We start from the raw sequence: 20,323 nt of genomic DNA, 5'->3' as shown, positions 1-20,323 counted from the left end.
ATAAAAAGCCGATAAGACAAAATAAAATTGACCCCGTCGGCCAGAACGTTTTCAGGGGTCAATTCAAAATATTTTCAGGGGTCAATTCAACCTTGGTCTAAGGGGTCATCCGAGCCTGGGTTTTCCAGACTGTTTTTTCGAGGCCGTTTTTTCGGTTACGGATTTGGTGGGAGTTGCCACCGGATCATCTTCATCAGGGATTACAAAACATTCAACATTTTCGTTGATTTTTATCTTACCCTGTGTGCCGTTATATTTCAGTTTTCTTTCAATGGTGCATACCTCGACATCGCGGAACGTATCGGCAAACACCTGTTTTAAGAAATGTGCCGTGTGAAGATTATACTTCTTGAACGGTTTGGCTATGTTCCAGCCAAAGTGCATCATGTCGGTGGTAGAGAGTTCGTCAGGCAGTCTGATTGCTGCCTCTTTCGGAAATTCCGGCACACCCGACGTATGGATAAATTCAGTTACTGCGTCAATGATTTTCTCCACAACATTCTTTTCAACGAACGGAGACATGATATAACCGACATACAGGATTACATTAGCTTCCTTTTCATAGGCTCTGTCTTCCTGACGTTTCTTGGCCTGTTCGCGTCTTCCCTCATAGTCGATGACAATTTTCTTCGGGGTAGGAGTTTCGATTTTTACAATACCGGATTGTGCGGTATCTATGGTCTGTTCAGTCATCGGGACTTCGATGGTGGGTTGCTGAATATGCGCTGTTGGCTTGACCGTGGTATCTTCAGAGATTGGCAAAGATTCCGTTGACGGTTCTGCTTCTGCCAACTCTATGGTCTGTCGCTCTTGAAAGCCGAGCCATTTGAAAAGGCTCTGGAAGGCGGACTCGAAAGTTTTGATAAAGAAATCGCTGAATCCCAAGTATAACAGTACAAAGGCAACGATAATGCCGATAAATATCAGATTGGCATTGAAACTACTCATGCCGCCGGTGTCTATAGCGGATTGTCGGGCAACTGCGGCGAGCGCAAGAGCAGCTAAGCCAATCCATAACTTTAGTTGCCAGTGTTCGGGGATATGTCCGTTCTTCATTCTTTTAATTTTGTGAAAAATTCATCAATTTTTATAACGAACACACCCCCAATGATGTTCAGCGACATAAAAAGTGCCACCCCAAACTAATGAAATGGCACGGTAAGTATGATTATATTTGTTATAAACCGAGCATGGCTGCCGGAGCTATGCCAAGAATAAGGCAAATGGCTCTGGCTATACGCAGAGTCGGTTCGGCACGTCCGGAAATATAGTCGCTGACTCTTGAAGGACTCACTCCAAGTTCTTTTGCAAGTTCTTTCTGAGTCATACCTTTTTCTTCAATTGAGAGACTGATCAGTTCTCCAATAGTGGGCTTTGCTATCGGATAATGAATTTTCTCGTAGGCTTCAACCACATCTGAAACAATGGTAAGCTCAATGGCATTCTTGTCATTTGCTGGAGTTTCATCCGTCACAAGTGGCAACAACTCCTCAATGCGGTTGAGTGCATACTCATATTGCTGTTTTGAAATTTCCATATCGTCGCTATTAGATGGTTGAACAATCAATTTTGTCATATTCACTATGAGTCCCGACAAATCGTATGAAGATTCTTCCGATAGTGAACTTTATCACTACGACCAGCCGATAGTTATTGCCTTTTATGTTAAAGACATAGTGCTGGTTGCCGACATAGTCTGTTGCAGGGAAATCATCGCGTATTTCCGACAGATTATGCCATTGCGCTTGCTGAGCAATGTCGTACCATCGATCCAACGCAATTCTCGAATCTCCGTTTCCGGCTGATTCATAGAACTCTTTGAGTTTTCTATGTGAAATGATGTGCATAACTTTTCTGTTTGCAAAGTTAATAATAAATTTTGAAATGCAAAAGTTTTTAGTTTAATAATTCGGTATAACAAAATTATTTCAGCGAAATGACCATAGATGCCTCTCTCGCTCGTTCATCGACAACTTTGGCGTGGATTTGCGTGTTTTTTACACTTTTGTGGGTCAACATCTTGCTGATGGTTAGTATGTCCACTCCGTTTGCGGCAAGCAACGTGGCGAAGCTGTGGCGCATAGAATGGAAGGTTATCCGTCGGGTAATGCCTGCGGATTTCAACCATTCTTTCAACGGATGATTCACCATGTGGCGTTTAAGACCTTTGAAAATCAGTCCTTCCGAACGCTCACCGCAGAGCGCGAGAGTTTCATCGCTGATAGGGAGGTTGGTTTCTTCCTCGGTCTTCTCAGTGCACATCCTGATTAAATAGCCTCCGTCCTGACCCATCTGGATATGCTCCCATGAGAGTTGCAGAATGTCGCTTATACGCAGTCCTGTCATACAACTGAACAGAACCGCCTGTTTCAGAACCGGGATTTTACAGGGTATAGCGACAAGGTGCTTGACCTCAGCAAGTGTGAGAAACTCCTTCTTGACCTCCTTCCACTCGATTTTTTCAAGATAGTCATTGACATTCTCGCGGAGATACTTCTCCTGATAAGCCATTTTCAGCAGGGCGCGGAATGTTGACCAGTATCCGGCTGCCGAATTGTGGGCGATGGGACCTTTGCCGTTGTTACGCTGCCGCCGGGCAGAGAGAAGATAAGTTCTGAACCCTTTGCAGAAGTCAACGGTCAGGTCACAGAAACGGCACTTGCCCTTACAGTAGATTTCAAAGTGTCGGAGAACGCAGTCCCATTTCTGATACTTCTGACGGCATTTCTGCTTGAAGTATGCAAGAAAGTCCATGCGTAGCTTCTCCTTATCGAGAAAATCGAACTGCTCGTTGAGCAACTGCTCAAAGCGACGGCAACGGATAGCCTCCGCCTTTTCAAGCATGGAGGCGTTGAACTGACGCTCCCGCTCATTCTTGGGCGAGGCATAGATATAGATGCCGAGGGTTTCACGGCGGCTCATCCGGTTGGTATGAGGATTACGGATGGCAGGATAGAAATCAAGGTAGAGCGATATGCGTCCACCCGAAATAGCCTTCTGACGAAGGAAAACTTTGGTGCATGTATTCATGTGCGTTGTGAATTAAAAGATTTGATGCGAAGGTAGGAAGTGTTCAAATGGTGGACTCGGACACCCAGTTCAGGGCGTTTCCCACCGGTAGTCCACTGTTCTCCCACCGCATCATATCTTGGGTGGAGCAAACAGATTATCAAGCTCTTGCTTGGATATTTTGACGATTCTGCCAACCTTAACCTTGCTTATGCCATAGGTCTTGATATAATGGTAAAGTTGGTCGCGGGTCATGCCGTATTTTGCCATTGCCTCCTGCATGGTGTAGGAGTCCGGCTCATCGACGGCAACACCTTTGGCTTTGTCGAAATGCCATTTTGAATAGCGGGCTTCACAACCTATTTTCATTTTCGGAATTCTCTCCTTTGAGACAAGATTATAGATTGCCGAGAGTGACATACCATAACGCTCCTGTATCTCCGCAGCGGTGTACCATTCGGTAATTTCTTCTTTCGGGGCAGACTTGGCAAAGAACCGGTCAATGTGCGGCTTGCTCCACAGAGTTTTCCCTCGTTGGGTAATCTTGGGGAAATTGTTTTCTTTCGCCGCCTTGAATAGCCACGAATTACTGATGCCGAATTTTTCCAGCACCTCTTTGGTGGTGTAGAACTCAGTGATAGTCTGCTTCTCCTTTGCCGGACGTAACTGATAGAGATGTGAACCATCGAAAAGAGAATTAAGGCTGTCTCTACTGATAATAGTTTTTCCCTTGAACTGGAAACAAGGGATAGAATTAGTGGCAAGATAATTGTAGATGGAAGCACGACATACTCCGAGAAGTCTGGCACATTGAGTCGGAGTTATGAATAGGCGTTTGTCATCGCTCATTTGAGGCATTGATGCCTTTGCTTGTTCACGCTCGACATGCTGTTTGCGCTTTGCATCCTTGTAGGCGTGTTCCGCGCATCGTTTACAGCAATAGCGAGTCGTGCATTTTCTCGCTGTGAATGTGTTTCCACACCATTCACATGTTTTGGTAATTTCGATTGTACTGCTCATTTTCAGAAGTCATTTCTGTTAATATTCTGTTAAAAGTGTCTAACCGCGTCTATTGGTGTCTAAGGATGTCTAAATCCTCTACAACCTCTCTGACTGGTCAGCCCCGATTGAGTAACGAGATACAACCGGGATACAAAAATGGGCGTAAAATCGAGTAGAAACGGTTAAAACCGAGAAATGCGGCAACAAAAATGGCACCCTGTAAAGAGTGCCATACTAACAGATTATGCTATTATGTAATCGTTTCTAACTATATAGTCATTTTCCGATGCAGTGTGTAGAACATCTTGTCGCTCAACGGATTGCAAATCTTCGGGTACAAAGCCCCGAAATCGCCTCGTCCTACCTTCTAAAACTCGCTAATTCTGATCTTCTCAGGCCTGCGTTTTTGTACCCTTAAAGTTAATAATTTTGAGTGAGATGAGCAAATGATTTTTACCCATTCGTCTGAAAAAGTGTGGATGTCCCTCAGTTATTCGTTAGAAAAAATGCAATGTATGATAGAATATTCGTTTGGAAAAGTGTAATGGAGATTTGTTTATTCGGTGTGAAAAGTGTAACTTTGGCATTGACAAATCAAAGAATCCATGCTCAAAAGAAAAATCGAGACATATTTATCTGATTGGAAAAAGTCAGACAACAAGAAGCCTTTGGTGATAAAAGGTGTGCGGCAGTGCGGGAAGACATATATCGTAAAGACATTCGCAAATGACAATTACGAGAATGTAGTCTATATGAATTTTATCCTCGAACCTGACAAGAAGTCTGCTTTTGCCGGCAACCTGGATGTTGAGACCATCATTCTCAACCTCTCGGCATTGATTCCATGCAGTCGTTTTGTAAGCGGCAAGACGTGCATTATCCTTGATGAGATTCAAGAGTGTAAAGAGGCAAGGACTGCCTTGAAATCATTCGATATGGACGGTCGTTTTGATATTATCGCCACTGGGTCTCTTCTGGGTGTGGAAGGATATGGCAAGCGCAAAGATAAAGATAAAAATAAAGGAGAGGATTCTGTTCCTGTGGGATATGAAACATTAGTAGAGATGTATCCGCTGGACTTCGAGGAATTTTTGTGGGCAAACGGAATTGGAACGAATGTAATTGAAACAGTACGAACTTGTTTTAAAAATGAGACCGTTGTTCCAGAAGGCATTCATAAGGCAATGATGGAATTGCTATACAGATATATCATTGTCGGAGGTCTTCCCGAAGTTGTGAATTGCTATCTTGATACCAAGAATGTTGAGTTAATTTACGATAAGCAACGCACTCTCATTGCCGAGTATAAAGAAGATATGGTCAAATACGCTGAGGATTCTGACAAACCCCACATACGAGAATGTTTCGATTCGATACCCAGACAATTGGCAAAAGAAAATAAGAAATTCCAATATTCGGTGGTCAAGAAGGGTGGAAGAGCTTCTCAGTATTCTGGCAGTCTTCAATGGTTGGAAGATGCCGGAATTGCGAAACGTTGCTACAACACCACTATCACAGAACTCCCATTGTCCGGCAATTCCATTCCGGATTGTTTCAAGGTCTATACCACAGATATCGGCATTCTTATGGGGATGCTTGATTATGGCACACAGACCGACATATTAGCAGGTAATCTTCGCGGGTATAAAGGTGCTATTTTTGAGAATCTCATGGCTGACTTTCTATGTAAATCCGGTCAGAAACTCTACTATTTTCATAAGGAGAGCGGTCTTGAAATAGACTTCTTGGTTAGATTTAAGGGAGAATGTGTAATTATCGAGGTCAAAGCAAAGACAGGCAAAGCCAAAAGCATGACAACCGTGCTGAAGAACAAGGACGTGTATCATGTAAACCATGGCATCAAATTAGGTCAATATAATGTTGGCAGAGAGGGAAGTATACTGACGATACCATTATATATGGGCTTCTTGATAAAGGATAAACTCCCTGTGTCAATCATTCCTGATATTGATTTAAGTCAACTAATAATCTGAGCTGTCAGACCTATATAAACCTGAGAAAATAATGACTGTTAAAGAACTGATAAATCAACTACAGAAATTTGAACCTGACACAGAGGTGTGGCTTACGGCAACAACGAGAAAGGGAATTCCGACCTACGCAGTGCTTGACCATATCGTCCAATGTGACTACGGCAATCTTGCGACTGACCTGACAGACACCCCCGACAACATAGACATGCGTCTGTTGGGAGGAAGATCCGATGATGATACGGTAATTGTCTTGTCATCTATGTTCGACTTTCAAAAGTGATGAGAATTTTTATAAACAAACGTACCCGATGAAGATTCAATATTGCTCAGACCTGCACATGGAGTTTCATGAGAATATGCGCTTCATGAATTCGCTGCCGCTGGAACCGGTCGGAGATGTCCTCGTCATAGCCGGTGATGTCGGTTATCTTGTTGACACTACCATTCCGCATCTCAGATTCTGGAAATGGGCATCGGAAAACTATCGTCACGTTCTGATGATAGCGGGCAATCATGAGTATTACAATAACGGAGACATAGCTGCACGGGGCGAGAGCTGGCAAAAGATGTTCCTACCGAATGTCGGCTACTACCATAATAAGGTTGTCCGCATAGACAATGTTGACTTTATTCTCTCAACGCTCTGGTCAAGAATCCCACCCGTTGACGAAATGGCTATCCAAAGTGGCATGAACGACTACGCCCAGATTCTCTACAACAAACGCCGGCTCATTCCGCAAAATATCAACGATGAATTCGAGCGAAACCTCACGTTCATCAAAAAGGCTGTGGCTGATAGCGATGCCGAAAAAATAGTCGTTGTCACTCACCACCTCCCAACATTCGCAGCTATCGAAGACCGGCATAAAGGTAGTGTCTTAAATGCCGCTTACGCAACCGAACTCGGCAACTACATAGCCGACAGCCGAATCTCGGCATGGATTTACGGTCACTCACACCATACCACCGACCTAACCATCGGCAACACCCGCCTCGTCAGCAATCCCCTCGGCTACCTCTTCTGCGGTGAAAACACCGCCTTCAACGACTCCGCAGTGATTGAGATCTGAATTTCTGTTCCGGCGCTAATCGTTATTCCTCTTCTTATCAAGTTCTGCATACAAGGCCGGTCGGAGTTCCCGGTTGTATTCTTCGATTTCTTTTATCTTTGACGAGTCAGGAGGAATGATTTCATATCCGCCATCAAGTCCCGATTTCGATTCTCTCTTCTGAATGTCGGCATAGTGTTCATTCAGTCTTCGGCTGACTTCCTCACGAATAATCTCGCCCTTGACATTCCTAATAGCCAAATCAAGCAAAAATGCAGACACCTTTAGTTCTGCCGCATCTTGCAGACCGATACTGACAAGCCATGCATCTGCTTGTTTTCTAATCTCCGAGGTATCGCTGTGCGATAACTCAACAAGCTCCTGATATTTCTCTTCATATATCATTGGGTCGTGATTTTTGATTTACCAACTACCGAGAAAGTCTCGGAAGTTTAATTAACGTTCCTGAGGCAACTGTTCCCATTTTAGAATTACCACATGATCGCTCTTATGGGAGAACTGCTCTACACTGATAAGAGCCTGCGGTTAAACATGGTTAGTCTCCATCTATAAATAAAAGATCTGATTCTTCTTCCTTATACTCTATCAAAATGAATGTTGCATCCGACTGGAATTGAATATGACCTTCACTATTTATGAAAGTATATAATTCCCGAACAAGACCGCGCGATTCATCCCAATAGTGAATAGTAATGGTTCCAGAATTCAGGGAATTAAAGTAAACAGATGGTCGCAAATCTGACCAGCTGTAATCCGAATCTTCAATAATTGTATTACCCTTGAGTTGTTCTCGTGAAAAATAATACCGCCGATATTCGTAATATCTTCCCTTTCGTGGAAGCAGATGTTCTCCGATATGAAGAAGTAGTGCTTCAAATATTGCTTGCGAACTATTAAATCTCACACCGATTCTGTCGAGGACATTTGGGATAGTGTTGACACTAGTATCTGGCACTATGCCTTTCGGGTGGTCATTTTCCTCAGTTGTGCAGGAGTAGCCACCATTAGGTTCTCTTTTCTTTTCAAAGAACTTAAAAGGTCGTGCAATATAAAACTTATAATAATATTCCTCTGTTGTTCCCACTTTTGCGCAGAACAGTTTGTAGCCCGGGAATAATTCTATCTGTTGAAATATATCGACAATCGTATCCAGTTCATATTCAGTCTTGACACCATTAAGTTTAATATAATCCAGGATAAAATTGGCGGTTCTTGCAAACTCTACAGTGGCAAAGACACCATTAATATTTGTACGATTATCTATGATTCCAGGATGTGCCATTCTTCCGGATAGCCATAGATTTCCTGTTAATGGATCTCCAGTCTTAATGTCAAAGTCCGCTCTAAAATACAATGGGACTTTTAATTGCGTATGACTATCAATCGTAATAAGCCGTTTCCGGATTGGCCATCTAAAATTGAAAAAGCAAATATCACCATGATATGATTCCGTCGGAGACTGAAATTCTGCCTCATCGGGGCATTTCTCATCATGGACAAGGAAGGCAACGAGTTTTTCTGTACTGAATTTAACCGGTTTTACATTGCCATTCTCATCGTATTCCGGTTCTTTGCCCATTTTTGAAAGGAAATCAAGTGCTTTTTGCCCTTCAAAAGAAAATCCTTTCGATGCAACTTTGGCATTCCCGGACGATGCTGCTAAAGCAATTTCGATTCGATTGCCAACTTTATAGATAGGCTTATATGCAAAATAATCTGTGGCGAAGAAGTGGAAAATGAATTCCTCGCCGTCATATTCATATTTGCATTTGATAGTCGCTTCCAACTTGTTACTCCATTCAAGTATATCCAATATCTGTACCACAATGGCTCGCCCCGGTAAGTAAGGATAAGCGGAAACAAATTGGTTAGTTTTACCTTCTTTATCGGGAGCAATCAGCGCATAATAGTATATACTGTCGATTGGATAACCTATTTTAAGTGAGAATACATCCGATTTGTATTCATCCTCGTCCAATTTTATGTCCGTAAGCACTTTGTAGATTGGTACCGAATTTTTGATTCCATCCCGAAAATAGCCGACTAATTCATCATTTTCTAAGAAAGGTGCATGATGGTCACCATGAGTTTCATAAAGGTCTACGTATGGATGCCATTCGGTATGAGATACGGGTAGTTTATGGGTATGGGTAGCAGAGATCCTAAAATCTTTGCAATCTATCGTAACAAAACCTGATGCTTTATTATTCACACAAATGATAACGCCATGTTCTCCCGTCTTATCATCCGTTACTAAATGAGACTTTACCGTAAGACCATTTTTTTGCCATTTTTCTTGCAGATACTTGAAATGGTCAAGATATTCACTTTTTGATGTTACCACATCAAAAGCAATATCAGAATCAGCATTAAAATATGGTGAGAGATAGTCCCTCATAAAATATATATCATTATTCTCCCATGCTCTTGCATATCCTTTTATCAAATCAGCATCAGAAATTTTTGGTGCAGCAGTTGGTTTTTCATTATTCAGCCATTGTACTGGATGAAATTTTATAGTATATTCGCCTCCAGCCATGTATCTAATGTCTTCACTATCTATACAGTGAGCTTCGGCATAATATATCCTGGGTATGATTCCATGCTCTTCAAATCCTCTTTTCATCTGAGGATTATAATTGTCTTTATCATCATACATTCGATCTATATCGGCAGCTGCCTCATCAATATCATCTATACAGATTACCTTGCAACTAATTGTTTTGCCATATTTTGTGAAAGAGAAATCTGCTCCGGAATTAAAGTCCGCGTCATGCCGTATACACCTTACGTTTTTCATCGCGTAAGCTTGTATAAGGGAGTCAGTCACAAAATCATGCAGTTCCTGACTTGACATAGGATATCCATATTCCTCATCAGAACAAACATGCTTAAAAATAAATGGTTCTCCGTTGACTTTCAGTTGCATGGTATTCTATTAAAAAAGATATTCTTCTTCAGTTGTCTCAATTTTTATCCCGCTTTCAGGCACTTCGCCATAAAATAGCGAGTAATTCTCCATTTCCTGAACAGAATATAGTTGCTCTGCTTCTTTTGCACGACTATCGATAGTTTCCTTTGTCAGAGAAAACTGGAGCCGAAACAGGTATTTTAACTCTGTCATAAGTGGGAATTTGATCATCCGGAAATTAATGATATTTCCAGTGCAAGGTTCTAAAAGATAAAGTGTTACAGTGTTTTCCTTGTCATAGGCCCAATCCTGTTGGTTTACGCTATTTATCTTTTGTATATTTATTGAGACATTACATTTATAAACACCAAAATCAAATACTACGTGTGGTATTTGTTTGTGGACAAATATCGAAACATAGAACTTATCGCTGACAATAGCCTTTCGTTCCTCAAACGTAAGATTGTCAAGCGTAACAATGACATCAAACGAATGCGGAGTAATCCGAGCTACTACACTATCCTGCGACGAGATATATCTCTCTTCGGGAAAGGGTCGACCGAGTGAATATGAAGTTATGTCAATCATTTCATTCTGTGGCTGATTCAAATTTCTTTAATTGCATGCGAAGATGTGAGTCCCATAGGAAGTTTACCAATGTCAGTGCAGAACCCACAGCCAAACGTGCATGGCGTTCACTTAATCCCTGATAATTAGGAGACTTTCCGTGACCACTCCCGTAGACATTTCTTAATTCGTTTAGTCCATTTGCAATTGCACGTAGACTTTTCAAAATCGATATCATTGATTCTGCACCTCGAATGTCTGATGGTATGTTATCTGGTGCAATTTTCAGCAGGTTGGTGGTTTCTTTGACTAGACGAGGAGCATCCCATGTACGATCATAAGTCAGACCATTCTCCTCCAATATACCTTTACAGCAACTCTCAATGATTTCCTTAGCCTTGCCTATAGCCTCAGTGGGATTCTCCGATTGCATAGACATCATAATTTGCATTTGCCAATCAATGTAGTCACTTGAAAAAGCGTCCTTAATGTTTGATGCCAGTGAATTGGTGTAATCAGAGAGGGGTGAAGAATGACGTTTCTGAATTTCCTTACATTTTTTATATGTTACGCTGTAGTCTACTCCATAGTCAAGAGCTACCTTCCCAAATTCATTAGGTACGGTTTCTCTTTCGAAATTGTCATACGAAAGCTCGTAGTATTCCAAAAGATCGAAGAGCAACTTATCTGCTAAGTTTTCATCTGCTTCATTTATATAAGCGTTTAATGAACGCCCTTTTGAAAGATGATATTTCTCGCATAGTGCCACTCCGACACTTTCCAAAGTGAAAGTGTCAAAATCAGAGGTTGAAAAATCGAGTACATATCCACCTCTATTAAAGAGCTTTATAAAGACTCCACGTTCTATTCCGGATAGTGCCATATTTACCAGTCGGCTTTTAGGATTTTGTTGATTTGGGATTTCTTGCTGTCAATCTTTTTGAGCACAACATAACTAAGTAGAACCGCTTTTAGTGCGTGACGTTAATTTTTCCGACTCCATCGCCTCGTTTCGTGTAATTTGTGCTCAAAATACTTGAAATATTATGCCTTACAATGCCGTTTTGCTATTACTGATTGGGGAGAGCAAGAAGATTATTGGCTTTTAGGTATTCAACGAACCGGTCAAGTATCATGTTATTACGTTCTTTTATTTCGTTCTCAGTGAAATCGGAGAGTTTATTGGCTAACTCGATTAACTCCACCACCTCGGTTGCCTTTTTCTCTCCTTTCGAGGTTGTAAAACCAATGTAGTATTTCTTCTTATCGGCAAAACGATAATCTGAAGCGCGAATGTTGATTCGCTTTTCGAGTAAAGATTTATTGCCGAGGAGCTCAATTGAACGACTGTCCTTAAGAGAGTTTTCTTTTTGTTGTCGAGCTTTTGGAAAGATATGTTCTATGTCGAAGCTGCTTTCAAGGCTCAGTAATTCTTGCTTGTCAAAAGTAAATGCCCACCATGCAATGTACGCTTTGGTAACAGTGCGTTGATTTGAGAAAATATAATTGGCGAAAATCGAGCGGAAACGATCTTCATCAAACAGATTTTCCGAAAAGGTTACATCTTGACCATTAACAATGTTAAGCATCGCCGCATAAACAGGTGTGCGAAGTGAGTTCACCCCCGGATTGGTAAGGGCATAACTCCAGATGAAAGCAGTAATGATATCAAGGAACTTGCCGAATTTAGTATCGTCGAGAGAGCCATCCACTGTATGGTTCTGCATAAAGTATACTGAAACGAGATAGGTCCACATACCATTCGGAGCATAGTTTAGGACGAATAGTTTTCTTAAAATCTCTTGTGAGAACCGTTCAGAGTCCTGAAGATTGACATCTTGCCAAAATTTGGCAAGAATCATTATGTTGTTAAGAGTTTCATCCTTTTTGAAAATTGCATACGAATCACGTTCATAGAATTTTCTTAACGCCTCCGTTGTAGTGCTTTTGTTCCCTTGTTTTGCTCGCTCATAATACATATAGCGAGTGAACAATTCATCGAGAGGTGTTCCGGCGATTGGATGGAATACATCTGAAGCAATGGAATCAAGCTCTTTCCATTGTTCAATAAACTCATCCTTTTTGCCATGTTCCTTATAGAACTTGTAGAATTGGGCTTTGAAGATGTCAGCATCGGAAAGCGGTTTGCCTCGGTCGTTGAGCGTTGAGAAAATGCGTAAGGCCGCATCTTGAGATTCTGCCTCGATTGGGAGTAATACGCAGTTGTTAAGAATCCGAGCTGGCATGTATGCGAAGTATGAAGGATAATTATTCAGAAAATCAACAATTTGTCCTTCAAAATATTTGAAGTTTTTCGCATATCGGCTTTTCATATTATCGGCACTCCCGTCACGGAGGATGGCGATAAACTCTTCTTTATCATTATCAGTTGCGACTTCGGAAGCAATCTTCAAATCATCCTTCTGATAAGCACCGAAATTATTCGCTCTCCACAGGCATTTCTCAATATCCTGTTTCATAGCCTGAGAATTTTGGTCTTTCATATGCGACAACTTATTGTAGAATGCCCGTAGGAGCAACATCAAAGTGGTTAGACGTTGTTGTCCATCGATAATTTCGAGTTTCCTATCATCATTCTTGAATGTTACTATGGGACCGAGAAAATACTCATCATCCTCGTTGAATTGGTCGCAATTATCATTGGGAAATGAAAATACGAAAAGGTCTTCCCATAGGGTCTTACACTCAACTTCGCCCCATGCATAGGGACGTTGATAGTCTGGAATTAGAAAACTTGCCTTAGAGTCTTGAAAAAGTCCTTTTACGCTTTTCTGGTCAACAGTGAGTTTTGACATATATTCTTATGTTGGTAGAGGATGATATTACTTAATGATTGGTTTGCTTGTTATCAGTTCTCGTGGATCAACATTTAATATTGAGGCTATTTTTACAAGCATTTCTAAAGAGGGTTGAGAAGAATTGGAACACCATCGGGATACAGTCGCTTCGTTTTTGCCTAATTGCTCAGCAAGCCATTTGCCTGTTCGATTCTGCTCGACCAAGACTACTTTAAGTCGATTTATTCTATCTGTGTCGATATTTATACTGTTTGTTGACATTTCAATATTCATTGATGTTATTTGCAAATTTAGTGAGATTATTTGTTCTGACAAAATTATTCTGGCATAAAGGTTTTGCCAAATCAGGAAATTTCACTAAATTTGCATAATTCGCAAATTTAAACGCAATGGCTAAATACATAAACCGATTGAAAGTTGTCCTCGCCGAGCAGCACAAGACAAACCTTTGGTTGGCCAAGACGCTTGGCAAAGACCCCGCGACAGTCTCTAAGTGGTGTACCAACACCGCACAACCGTCGCTGGAAACCTTACACGAGATAGCACAATCCCTTAAAGTCGATATTCGCACATTGCTTAATGCCACAGATGATGCTTTGATGGCATGTGAACCCACAACACCTTACGGAGACCATGAAGGGAAATAACTTCAACGAAAATACTCGTGTCCAAGTTCCGGCAGCGTTGCATCTTTGCCGACTTGGATATACATATCTGGATGATATTCCAGAGTATGACAAACGCACTAATATCATCACACCTATTTTCAAGCAATCCATCAAGAAGTTGAATCCAACAATGACGGAGCTTGAAATATTACAACTGTTGGAACGGATAGTCAGCGAAGCCAAGAATGACAATCTTGGCAGAGAATTTTATGAAATGCTATCGTCTAACAGTGGTGTAAAATTGATTGATTACGAAGACCCATATCAGAACAGTTGGTATATCACGACCGAGTTCACTTGCGAAGATGAAGACAGCGGCGATAATTTTCGCCCGGATATAACATGTTTTATCAATGGTATGCCGTTGGCTTTTATTGAAGTTAAGAAACCCAACAATCGTGAGGGTATTCTTGCCGAGCGTGAGCGTATCAACCGCCGGATGCGCAATAAAGCATTCCGTCCGTTTCTGAATATCACCCAGTTGATGATATTCTCCAACAATCAGAACTACGACAACGAGAATCGCGTCCCTATTCAGGGTGCATTTTATAGCTGTACATCGAAAACAAAAGCATTCTTCAATGTTTTCAGAGAGCAAGACCAGAGTTTTGTGGCTAATGTACATCTGCATCCTCTTGAAGAAGGTGTCGAGCAACGCATATTGCGCCACAGAAACTGCATCGCGGTAAAAAATCTGCCGGAATACGAGACAAATCAGTCTCGGACAACCCCGACCAATAGCATCCTTACATCGATGCTCAGTTTCGAACGTTTCCTGTTCCTGCTCAGATATGGCTTTGCATACGTTGACCGTACGATTGAACTTGAGGACGGCACTAAGGCAAAACGATTGGAAAAGCATGTAATGCGCTACCAGCAACTTTTCGCATCGCTTGCAATCCGCAAGAAACTCGATCTTGGCGTAAAGAGCGGTATCATCTGGCATACACAAGGTAGCGGTAAAACCGCATTGGCATACTATTCAGTCAAGAGCCTTAGAGATTTCTATGCCGGACGCAATACGGTGGCAAAGTTTTATTTTATCGTTGACCGAATCGCTCTCATGGAGCAAGCTGCCGATGAGTTTGCATCTCGTGGCTTGATTGTTCGCACTGCCCAGTCACGAAAGGAACTTATGGAAGACTTCCAAAGCAATGCCCCGGTTGAGAACCCCTCGGGTAAGCCGGAGATTATGGTTGTCAATATACAGAAGTTCAAAGAGGATTCTGCAAAGATAAAACTCGACAATAGTTACTCCACCAAACTTCAACGTATATTCTTCATCGACGAGGCACACCGTGGATATAGTCCTCAAGGTAGCTTCCTTGCTAATCTCTTCGATGCAGATAAGGATTCTATTAAAATCGCCTTGACAGGCACACCTCTATTGAAAGAAGAGCGAGAGTCATGGCGCGTGTTCGGTGACTATATCGATACCTACTACTACGACAAATCTATTGCCGACGGCTATACGCTGAAACTTATGCGTGAGCCGGTGGAGACCGTATATAAGGAGAAACTGGAGAATATCCTCGACCAACTCACGGGTGAAGTAGAGGTCAAGCGAAGCGACATTGACCGCAATAAGATTGTCGAGCATCCGAGTTATCTTAATGCCCTCATCGACTACATAATTGCAGACTTCCGCAGATTCAGAACCGAACAGAACGAGCCTTCGGTAGCAGCCATGATTGTCTGCAAAACCAATCCTCAGGCGCGTAAACTCTACGAACTGTGGATGGAGCGTTACAATCATGCTATTGAGATTGAAGAAAAGAAAGAAGAGAAGATACTCATCTCCGGCGAACCGATGGTGCCGTATTCCAAGACACCACCACTGATTGCTGCCCTTATTCTTCACGATGAGGGTGACAAGCTGGAACGCAAAGCATATATTGATGATTTCAAGAAAACAGAGAATGTTGATATACTGATTGTAAACCAGATGCTCCTGACTGGTTTTGATGCACCGCGACTGAAGAAACTGTATTTGGGTCGTGTTCTTGACGGTCACGATCTCCTTCAGGCACTTACTCGTGTCAATCGTCCTTATAAGGATTTCAAGTATGGCTACGTAGTCGATTTCGTTGACATAAAGGAAAACTTTGAGTCAACGAATGACCGCTATCTGCGTGAGTTGAATCGCACTACTGATGTGCTGCCTGACTCTGATAATCCCAACACTCCGGGTGAAGTGATTATTGAAGATAAGGATAAGATTATCTCAGATATGAAGGAGATAAAGAGCGTCCTGTTCAACTTCACTTGTGACAATCCGGAGGTGTTCCGACAGGAGATCGATGATATTGAAGACAAGGAAAAACTCTATGAGTTGAAAAATATCCTTGCCAATGCTAAGGCTATTGTCAACCAAGTCAGAGCATTCGGTGATGAAGACCTAAAGGAGAAGATTGAAAAACTCACTCCCGGTTCTATTCCAACTCTCATGACCGAAGTGTCGCGCCGTATCGAGCGCATTAACCTTCTCAATAATACCGACCATACTGCCGATGTATCGGGCATTATCAATGTAGCTCTCGATGCACTGGATTTTGAGTTCAAAAAGGGTATGTCGGAGGAATTGCGCATCATAGTGAATGACCTGCGCGAGAGGGCTGAGAAGGTGCAGCGTGAATTTGAATCCAACTTTGACCATAAGGAGGATAAGTATGTGCTCCTCTCAGAAGAGTTCCGCAAATACTTTCGCGAGCATGGTTTCTCACCCAAGAGTACCAAAGAGGCGAAAGAGGCCATCGAGTATATGGACTCAGTCATGAAGAAAATACGCGAAATCAATCGACGCAACAATGCCCTCCGAAATAAATACAAGGGCGATGAACGTTTTGTACGCATCCACAAGCGTATCGAGGAAGAAAACGAGAAACGAGAGAAACCGGTTATCTCCAAACATGAGTTTGAAATTGCCGAACGTCTTATGCAGATGAAGAAGGCTATTGATGATAAACTGTTCCTAAACATAAACTCCCTCAACAATGCCGACAAGTTCCGTCAGGATGTGCTTGCTCTTGTCGGTACTACTCTGATAGACCTCTCAGTTCATGCAACGCTTGAAGAACGCAAGTTCATCCGTACGCTGATTTCCGACGAATATATCAACCAGTATCAGATTATGTCTGAACCAACCATTTCTTTCGCACGAGTATAATGAAACAAGATACACAGACTATCGAAGCCAAAACCATAGGTCTTATCGACTCACTCCGTACCACATGCGGAGAATACGGCCTTGCCGGAGGCGGAAGCGAATACAAGATCATCACCGAGATGTTCTTGTATAAATTCTTCAATGACAAGTTCGGATATGAGGCAAAACGTATGCCCATATATGGCGAGCGACTATCCAAGGCAGAGAAATGGGATGCCGAATATGATAAATTTGATGAGGAGGAAGTGGAAGACCTCTTCAGCTATCTTCCCGGCTCCGTGCCTAAGATGAAACCTCATCACACATTATCGCATCTATATAATGCTTCGACCCAAGGAGATTTCTCAACGCTACTCGATGCCACATTGGTAGAGATTGCCAGTCTCAACGAAGACACTTTCTCGGTGTTGACTTCAGGCAACAGCAAGGTGAAGATTTTCAATGGTGTGACCAACTTCATCACCGATGTTCACAAACGGGATCAGTTCGCCATTGCCATGATGAAGAACCTTGCGTCGTTCAACTTTGAGGATGTCTTTGCTGAAAAATACGATTTCTTTTCACGCATCTTCCAGTATCTCATTAAGGATTACAATAATGCCGGTGGTGGTAAGTATGCCGAATACTACACTCCACGAGAAATAGCGACGGTTATGGCTCGTCTCCTCGTGGGTGATGATGCCCAGTTGCGAGGTGTTTCTTGTTACGACCCGTCAGCAGGTACAGGCACATTATTGCTTGCACTTGCTCATCAGATAGGTGAGGACCGTTGCTCTATTTACAGTCAGGATATTTCAGAGAAGTCATCGGAGATGCTCCGTCTGAACCTTATCCTCAATGGACTGTCAGAGAGCTTGCCTAATATTCGTCAGGGTAACACGCTTCTTGAGCCTGCTCACAAGGAAGCGAACGGCACAATCAAGAAGTTTGATTATGTGGTTTCCAATCCTCCGTTCAAACTTGACTTCCCTGAGTATCGTGACACTCTCGCCTCCGATGGCATTCGTTTTTGGGCAGGTGTACCCAATGCGGTAAAGCAGATTAAGCCTAAGCCCACAATGGCAATCTATACATGCTTTATTCAGCATGTACTCAATTCGCTGTCATCGAGAGGTAAAGGTGCAATTGTAGTTCCTACAGGTTTCATCACAGCTAAATCCGGCATTGAGAATAAAATTCTTCACCGAATCGTGGATGAGAAATGGGTGTATGGAGTTATCTCCATGCCCTCAAATGTATTCGCCGACACTGGCACCAACGTATCGGTGGTGTTCTTCGATAAGTCCACCATGTCTGACAAGGTCATACTTGTCGATGCAAGCAAACTTGGAGAAGACTATCAGGATGCTAACAATAACAAAAAGCATCGTCTTCTCGATAAAGAGGTTGAACTGATTGTCAATACTTTCCGCAACAAGGAAGCCGTTGATGGTCTATCTGTAGCTGTGACTTACGATGAAATCAAAGAGAAGGGTTATTCGCTTTCAGCCGGTCAATATTTCGATATCAAGATTGAATACGTTGATATAACAGAAGAGGAGTTCAACCGGCGTATGGCTGACTATGAGTCCAAGTTAACTGAAATGTTTGCTGAAAGCCACCGTCTGGAGACAGAGATTCTGACACAACTGAAATCCCTTAAATTTAACAGCTGAAATCATGGCAAAGGAAATACAATTTATTCTATATAATCTGCCCGACAATTCGGGAACTGTACAGGCTATCGTTCAGGATGAAACAATTTTTCTGACACAAAAAGCCATGGCAGAGCTTTTCGGGGTTGAAGTCAACACTATAAATTATCATCTCAAAGAAATATACTCATCAAATGAATTGACCGAGGATTCAACTATTCGAAAAATTCGAACAGTTCAACCCGAAGGAAATCGTCAAGTTGAACGCGAAAGAGCTTTTTATAACCTTGACGCGATTATTAGCGTTGGATACCGCGTTAATAGTCAACGAGCAACGCTATTCAGGCAATGGGCAACTCGCGTACTGAATGAATTTATCCGCAAGGGGTTTGTGCTTGATGACGACCGACTAAAGCAAGGAAATGCGGTGTTCGGGCGCGATTACTTCCGCGAACTCTTGGAACGTGTTCGTTCTATCCGCGCCAGCGAGCGTCGCATCTGGCAGCAGATAACCGACATCTATGCCGAATGTAGTATTGACTATGACCGTTTGGCCCCGACCACCAAAGAGTTTTACGCAATGGTGCAAAATCGTTTTCACTATGCCATCACGGGGCACACTGCCGCAGAAATCATCCATGCCGGAGCGGACCATACAAAGCCGCACATGGGTCTGACAACATGGAAGTATGCGCCCGAAGGACGCATACTGAAATCTGATGTCTCCATCGCTAAGAATTATCTGACGGAGAAAGAAATCCGCTCGCTTGAACGCACTGTTACCTCTTACTTCGACTATATCGAAGGACAGATTGAGCGTGGCAATGTATTCAACATGGAACAGTTCGCTGCAAGCGTCAACAAATTCCTGACGTTCAACGACTATAAGATTCTTCCCAACAAGGGCAGCATCTCGGCTGCGCAAGCCAAAGCCAAGGCAGAAGCCGAATACGACCTCTTCAACCCAACCCAGCAAATAGACTCCGATTTCGACAAGGAAATCCGGGGTATGCTCGAGAAATAATCGTTATGGAGAATTATATCGCATTGGCAAACTTATTAAGCCCTTTAATAAGTGTAATTGCTATCATTGTTGCGCTCATTGTGGCTCGTAGCTCATCAAAAGATGCGCAGGAACAAATAAAAGCTATTCGGCATCTTCTTGACGTTTTCGTGGCAGCAAACAATCTGGATATAGTCGAGGCACAACGGAAATATCAACAACAACTTGTGGCGTTAGATTCTCAAATTGAGGATGCACAAATGGCTGTTAATATTGTCAATCCTTTTTCCGGTGGCGCAAGAATAGACTGCATAATGGATGTACAAGAGAAATCACAACAGATAGAACATCTTAGAGCTTGTTTAAAAACGATTGTTAACAGAAGTGAGTTTTCGGAGAGAAATAACAACAGCTGCGACCATGAGCATTTCGTTGGCTGATTCTGTCGTTTCCTCGTAATTCCTGCACAGCCTTCTGAAG

The 20,323-nt window shown here is 42.4% G+C and carries 18 protein-coding genes; 7 read left to right on the top strand and 11 right to left on the bottom strand.

Translation table 11 applies throughout. The features are described from left to right. Nucleotides 1–105 precede the first annotated feature (105 nt). The 5 genes from C5O23_RS14410 to C5O23_RS12555 all read right to left on the bottom strand — a co-directional run bounded on the left by C5O23_RS14410 (nt 106) and on the right by C5O23_RS12555 (nt 4,029). Entirely contained in the window at nt 106–1,056 is a 951-nt protein-coding gene (locus C5O23_RS14410; protein WP_162496199.1) for a hypothetical protein, read from the bottom strand. A 121-nt stretch (nt 1,057–1,177) separates the two neighbouring features. Next, a complete protein-coding gene (locus tag C5O23_RS12570; protein ID WP_240597841.1) occupies nt 1,178–1,537 on the bottom strand; it encodes a helix-turn-helix domain-containing protein in 360 nt (119 codons plus the stop codon). A 10-nt stretch (nt 1,538–1,547) separates the two neighbouring features. Next, nucleotides 1,548–1,847, bottom strand: coding sequence for a type II toxin-antitoxin system HigB family toxin (locus C5O23_RS12565; RefSeq protein WP_107033275.1), 300 nt, complete (start codon nt 1,845–1,847; stop codon nt 1,548–1,550). 76 nt (nt 1,848–1,923) lie between these two features. After that, nucleotides 1,924–3,030 (bottom strand): site-specific integrase, encoded by a 1,107-nt coding sequence (locus C5O23_RS12560; protein ID WP_107033274.1) that lies wholly within the window; start codon nt 3,028–3,030, stop codon nt 1,924–1,926. A gap of 111 nt (nt 3,031–3,141) precedes the next feature. Next, the gene (locus tag C5O23_RS12555) at nt 3,142–4,029 is read right to left on the bottom strand and encodes a helix-turn-helix domain-containing protein (RefSeq protein WP_107033273.1); all 888 of its coding nucleotides are present in this window, start codon (nt 4,027–4,029) and stop codon (nt 3,142–3,144) included. 587 nt (nt 4,030–4,616) lie between these two features. Between C5O23_RS12555 and C5O23_RS12550 the strand changes: the two genes are divergently transcribed. Beyond that, the gene (locus C5O23_RS12550; protein WP_107033272.1) at nt 4,617–6,005 is read left to right on the top strand and encodes an ATP-binding protein; all 1,389 of its coding nucleotides are present in this window, start codon (nt 4,617–4,619) and stop codon (nt 6,003–6,005) included. A gap of 308 nt (nt 6,006–6,313) precedes the next feature. Further along, the gene (locus tag C5O23_RS12540; RefSeq protein WP_107033270.1) at nt 6,314–7,075 is read left to right on the top strand and encodes a metallophosphoesterase; all 762 of its coding nucleotides are present in this window, start codon (nt 6,314–6,316) and stop codon (nt 7,073–7,075) included. 15 nt (nt 7,076–7,090) lie between these two features. Here C5O23_RS12540 and C5O23_RS12535 read toward each other — a convergent pair whose 3' ends face one another. The 6 genes from C5O23_RS12535 to C5O23_RS12510 all read right to left on the bottom strand — a co-directional run bounded on the left by C5O23_RS12535 (nt 7,091) and on the right by C5O23_RS12510 (nt 13,633). After that, a complete protein-coding gene (locus C5O23_RS12535; RefSeq protein ID WP_107033269.1) occupies nt 7,091–7,459 on the bottom strand; it encodes a hypothetical protein in 369 nt (122 codons plus the stop codon). A gap of 151 nt (nt 7,460–7,610) precedes the next feature. Then, a complete protein-coding gene (locus tag C5O23_RS12530) occupies nt 7,611–10,004 on the bottom strand; it encodes a hypothetical protein (RefSeq protein ID WP_107033268.1) in 2,394 nt (797 codons plus the stop codon). A 9-nt stretch (nt 10,005–10,013) separates the two neighbouring features. Beyond that, nucleotides 10,014–10,574, bottom strand: coding sequence for a hypothetical protein (locus C5O23_RS12525; protein ID WP_107033267.1), 561 nt, complete (start codon nt 10,572–10,574; stop codon nt 10,014–10,016). A 1-nt stretch (nt 10,575) separates the two neighbouring features. Then, nucleotides 10,576–11,436 carry an abortive infection family protein gene (locus C5O23_RS12520; RefSeq protein WP_107033266.1) on the bottom strand — a complete coding sequence of 287 codons (861 nt, stop codon included), beginning with the start codon at nt 11,434–11,436 and terminating at the stop codon, nt 10,576–10,578. Between the two features lie 187 nt (nt 11,437–11,623). After that, nucleotides 11,624–13,369 carry a DUF262 domain-containing protein gene (locus tag C5O23_RS12515; RefSeq protein WP_107033265.1) on the bottom strand — a complete coding sequence of 582 codons (1,746 nt, stop codon included), beginning with the start codon at nt 13,367–13,369 and terminating at the stop codon, nt 11,624–11,626. Nucleotides 13,370–13,396: 27 nt separating this feature from the next. Then, a complete protein-coding gene (locus tag C5O23_RS12510) occupies nt 13,397–13,633 on the bottom strand; it encodes a helix-turn-helix transcriptional regulator (protein ID WP_107033277.1) in 237 nt (78 codons plus the stop codon). A gap of 128 nt (nt 13,634–13,761) precedes the next feature. Between C5O23_RS12510 and C5O23_RS12505 the strand changes: the two genes are divergently transcribed. Genes C5O23_RS12505 through C5O23_RS12485 form a run of 5 tightly spaced genes read left to right on the top strand, consistent with a single transcriptional unit; the run spans nt 13,762 to nt 20,283 of the window. Next, the gene (locus C5O23_RS12505) at nt 13,762–14,019 is read left to right on the top strand and encodes a helix-turn-helix transcriptional regulator (protein WP_107033264.1); all 258 of its coding nucleotides are present in this window, start codon (nt 13,762–13,764) and stop codon (nt 14,017–14,019) included. After that, nucleotides 14,006–17,206, top strand: coding sequence for a type I restriction endonuclease subunit R (locus C5O23_RS12500; protein ID WP_107033263.1), 3,201 nt, complete (start codon nt 14,006–14,008; stop codon nt 17,204–17,206). The genes C5O23_RS12505 and C5O23_RS12500 overlap by 14 nt, the downstream gene beginning before the upstream one ends. Further along, nucleotides 17,206–18,861, top strand: coding sequence for an HsdM family class I SAM-dependent methyltransferase (locus C5O23_RS12495; RefSeq protein ID WP_107033262.1), 1,656 nt, complete (start codon nt 17,206–17,208; stop codon nt 18,859–18,861). Before C5O23_RS12500 ends, C5O23_RS12495 begins: the two co-directional genes overlap by 1 nt. Before the next feature lie 4 nt (nt 18,862–18,865). Continuing rightward, nucleotides 18,866–19,864 (top strand): virulence RhuM family protein, encoded by a 999-nt coding sequence (locus C5O23_RS12490; protein ID WP_107033261.1) that lies wholly within the window; start codon nt 18,866–18,868, stop codon nt 19,862–19,864. A 5-nt stretch (nt 19,865–19,869) separates the two neighbouring features. Then, nucleotides 19,870–20,283 (top strand): hypothetical protein, encoded by a 414-nt coding sequence (locus C5O23_RS12485; RefSeq protein ID WP_240597840.1) that lies wholly within the window; start codon nt 19,870–19,872, stop codon nt 20,281–20,283. Nucleotides 20,284–20,323 lie beyond the last annotated feature (40 nt).

Source organism: Duncaniella muris (genome assembly GCF_003024805.1).
Taxonomy (GTDB): Bacteria; Bacteroidota; Bacteroidia; order Bacteroidales; family Muribaculaceae; genus Duncaniella; species Duncaniella muris.
This window is presented reverse-complemented; position numbering and strand designations above follow the sequence as displayed.

Bases quoted from the DNA above. Each gene is read 5' to 3' on its own strand.
- C5O23_RS14410 (WP_162496199.1), bottom strand. From the start codon at position 1,056: ATGAAGAACGGACATATCCCCGAACACTGGCAACTAAAGTTATGGATT.
- C5O23_RS12570 (WP_240597841.1), bottom strand. From the start codon at position 1,537: ATGGAAATTTCAAAACAGCAATATGAGTATGCACTCAACCGCATTGAG.
- C5O23_RS12565 (WP_107033275.1), bottom strand. From the start codon at position 1,847: ATGCACATCATTTCACATAGAAAACTCAAAGAGTTCTATGAATCAGCC.
- C5O23_RS12560 (WP_107033274.1), bottom strand. From the start codon at position 3,030: ATGAATACATGCACCAAAGTTTTCCTTCGTCAGAAGGCTATTTCGGGT.
- C5O23_RS12555 (WP_107033273.1), bottom strand. From the start codon at position 4,029: ATGAGCAGTACAATCGAAATTACCAAAACATGTGAATGGTGTGGAAAC.
- C5O23_RS12550 (WP_107033272.1), top strand. From the start codon at position 4,617: ATGCTCAAAAGAAAAATCGAGACATATTTATCTGATTGGAAAAAGTCA.
- C5O23_RS12540 (WP_107033270.1), top strand. From the start codon at position 6,314: ATGAAGATTCAATATTGCTCAGACCTGCACATGGAGTTTCATGAGAAT.
- C5O23_RS12535 (WP_107033269.1), bottom strand. From the start codon at position 7,459: ATGATATATGAAGAGAAATATCAGGAGCTTGTTGAGTTATCGCACAGC.
- C5O23_RS12530 (WP_107033268.1), bottom strand. From the start codon at position 10,004: ATGCAACTGAAAGTCAACGGAGAACCATTTATTTTTAAGCATGTTTGT.
- C5O23_RS12525 (WP_107033267.1), bottom strand. From the start codon at position 10,574: ATGATTGACATAACTTCATATTCACTCGGTCGACCCTTTCCCGAAGAG.
- C5O23_RS12520 (WP_107033266.1), bottom strand. From the start codon at position 11,436: ATGGCACTATCCGGAATAGAACGTGGAGTCTTTATAAAGCTCTTTAAT.
- C5O23_RS12515 (WP_107033265.1), bottom strand. From the start codon at position 13,369: ATGTCAAAACTCACTGTTGACCAGAAAAGCGTAAAAGGACTTTTTCAA.
- C5O23_RS12510 (WP_107033277.1), bottom strand. From the start codon at position 13,633: ATGTCAACAAACAGTATAAATATCGACACAGATAGAATAAATCGACTT.
- C5O23_RS12505 (WP_107033264.1), top strand. From the start codon at position 13,762: ATGGCTAAATACATAAACCGATTGAAAGTTGTCCTCGCCGAGCAGCAC.
- C5O23_RS12500 (WP_107033263.1), top strand. From the start codon at position 14,006: ATGAAGGGAAATAACTTCAACGAAAATACTCGTGTCCAAGTTCCGGCA.
- C5O23_RS12495 (WP_107033262.1), top strand. From the start codon at position 17,206: ATGAAACAAGATACACAGACTATCGAAGCCAAAACCATAGGTCTTATC.
- C5O23_RS12490 (WP_107033261.1), top strand. From the start codon at position 18,866: ATGGCAAAGGAAATACAATTTATTCTATATAATCTGCCCGACAATTCG.
- C5O23_RS12485 (WP_240597840.1), top strand. From the start codon at position 19,870: ATGGAGAATTATATCGCATTGGCAAACTTATTAAGCCCTTTAATAAGT.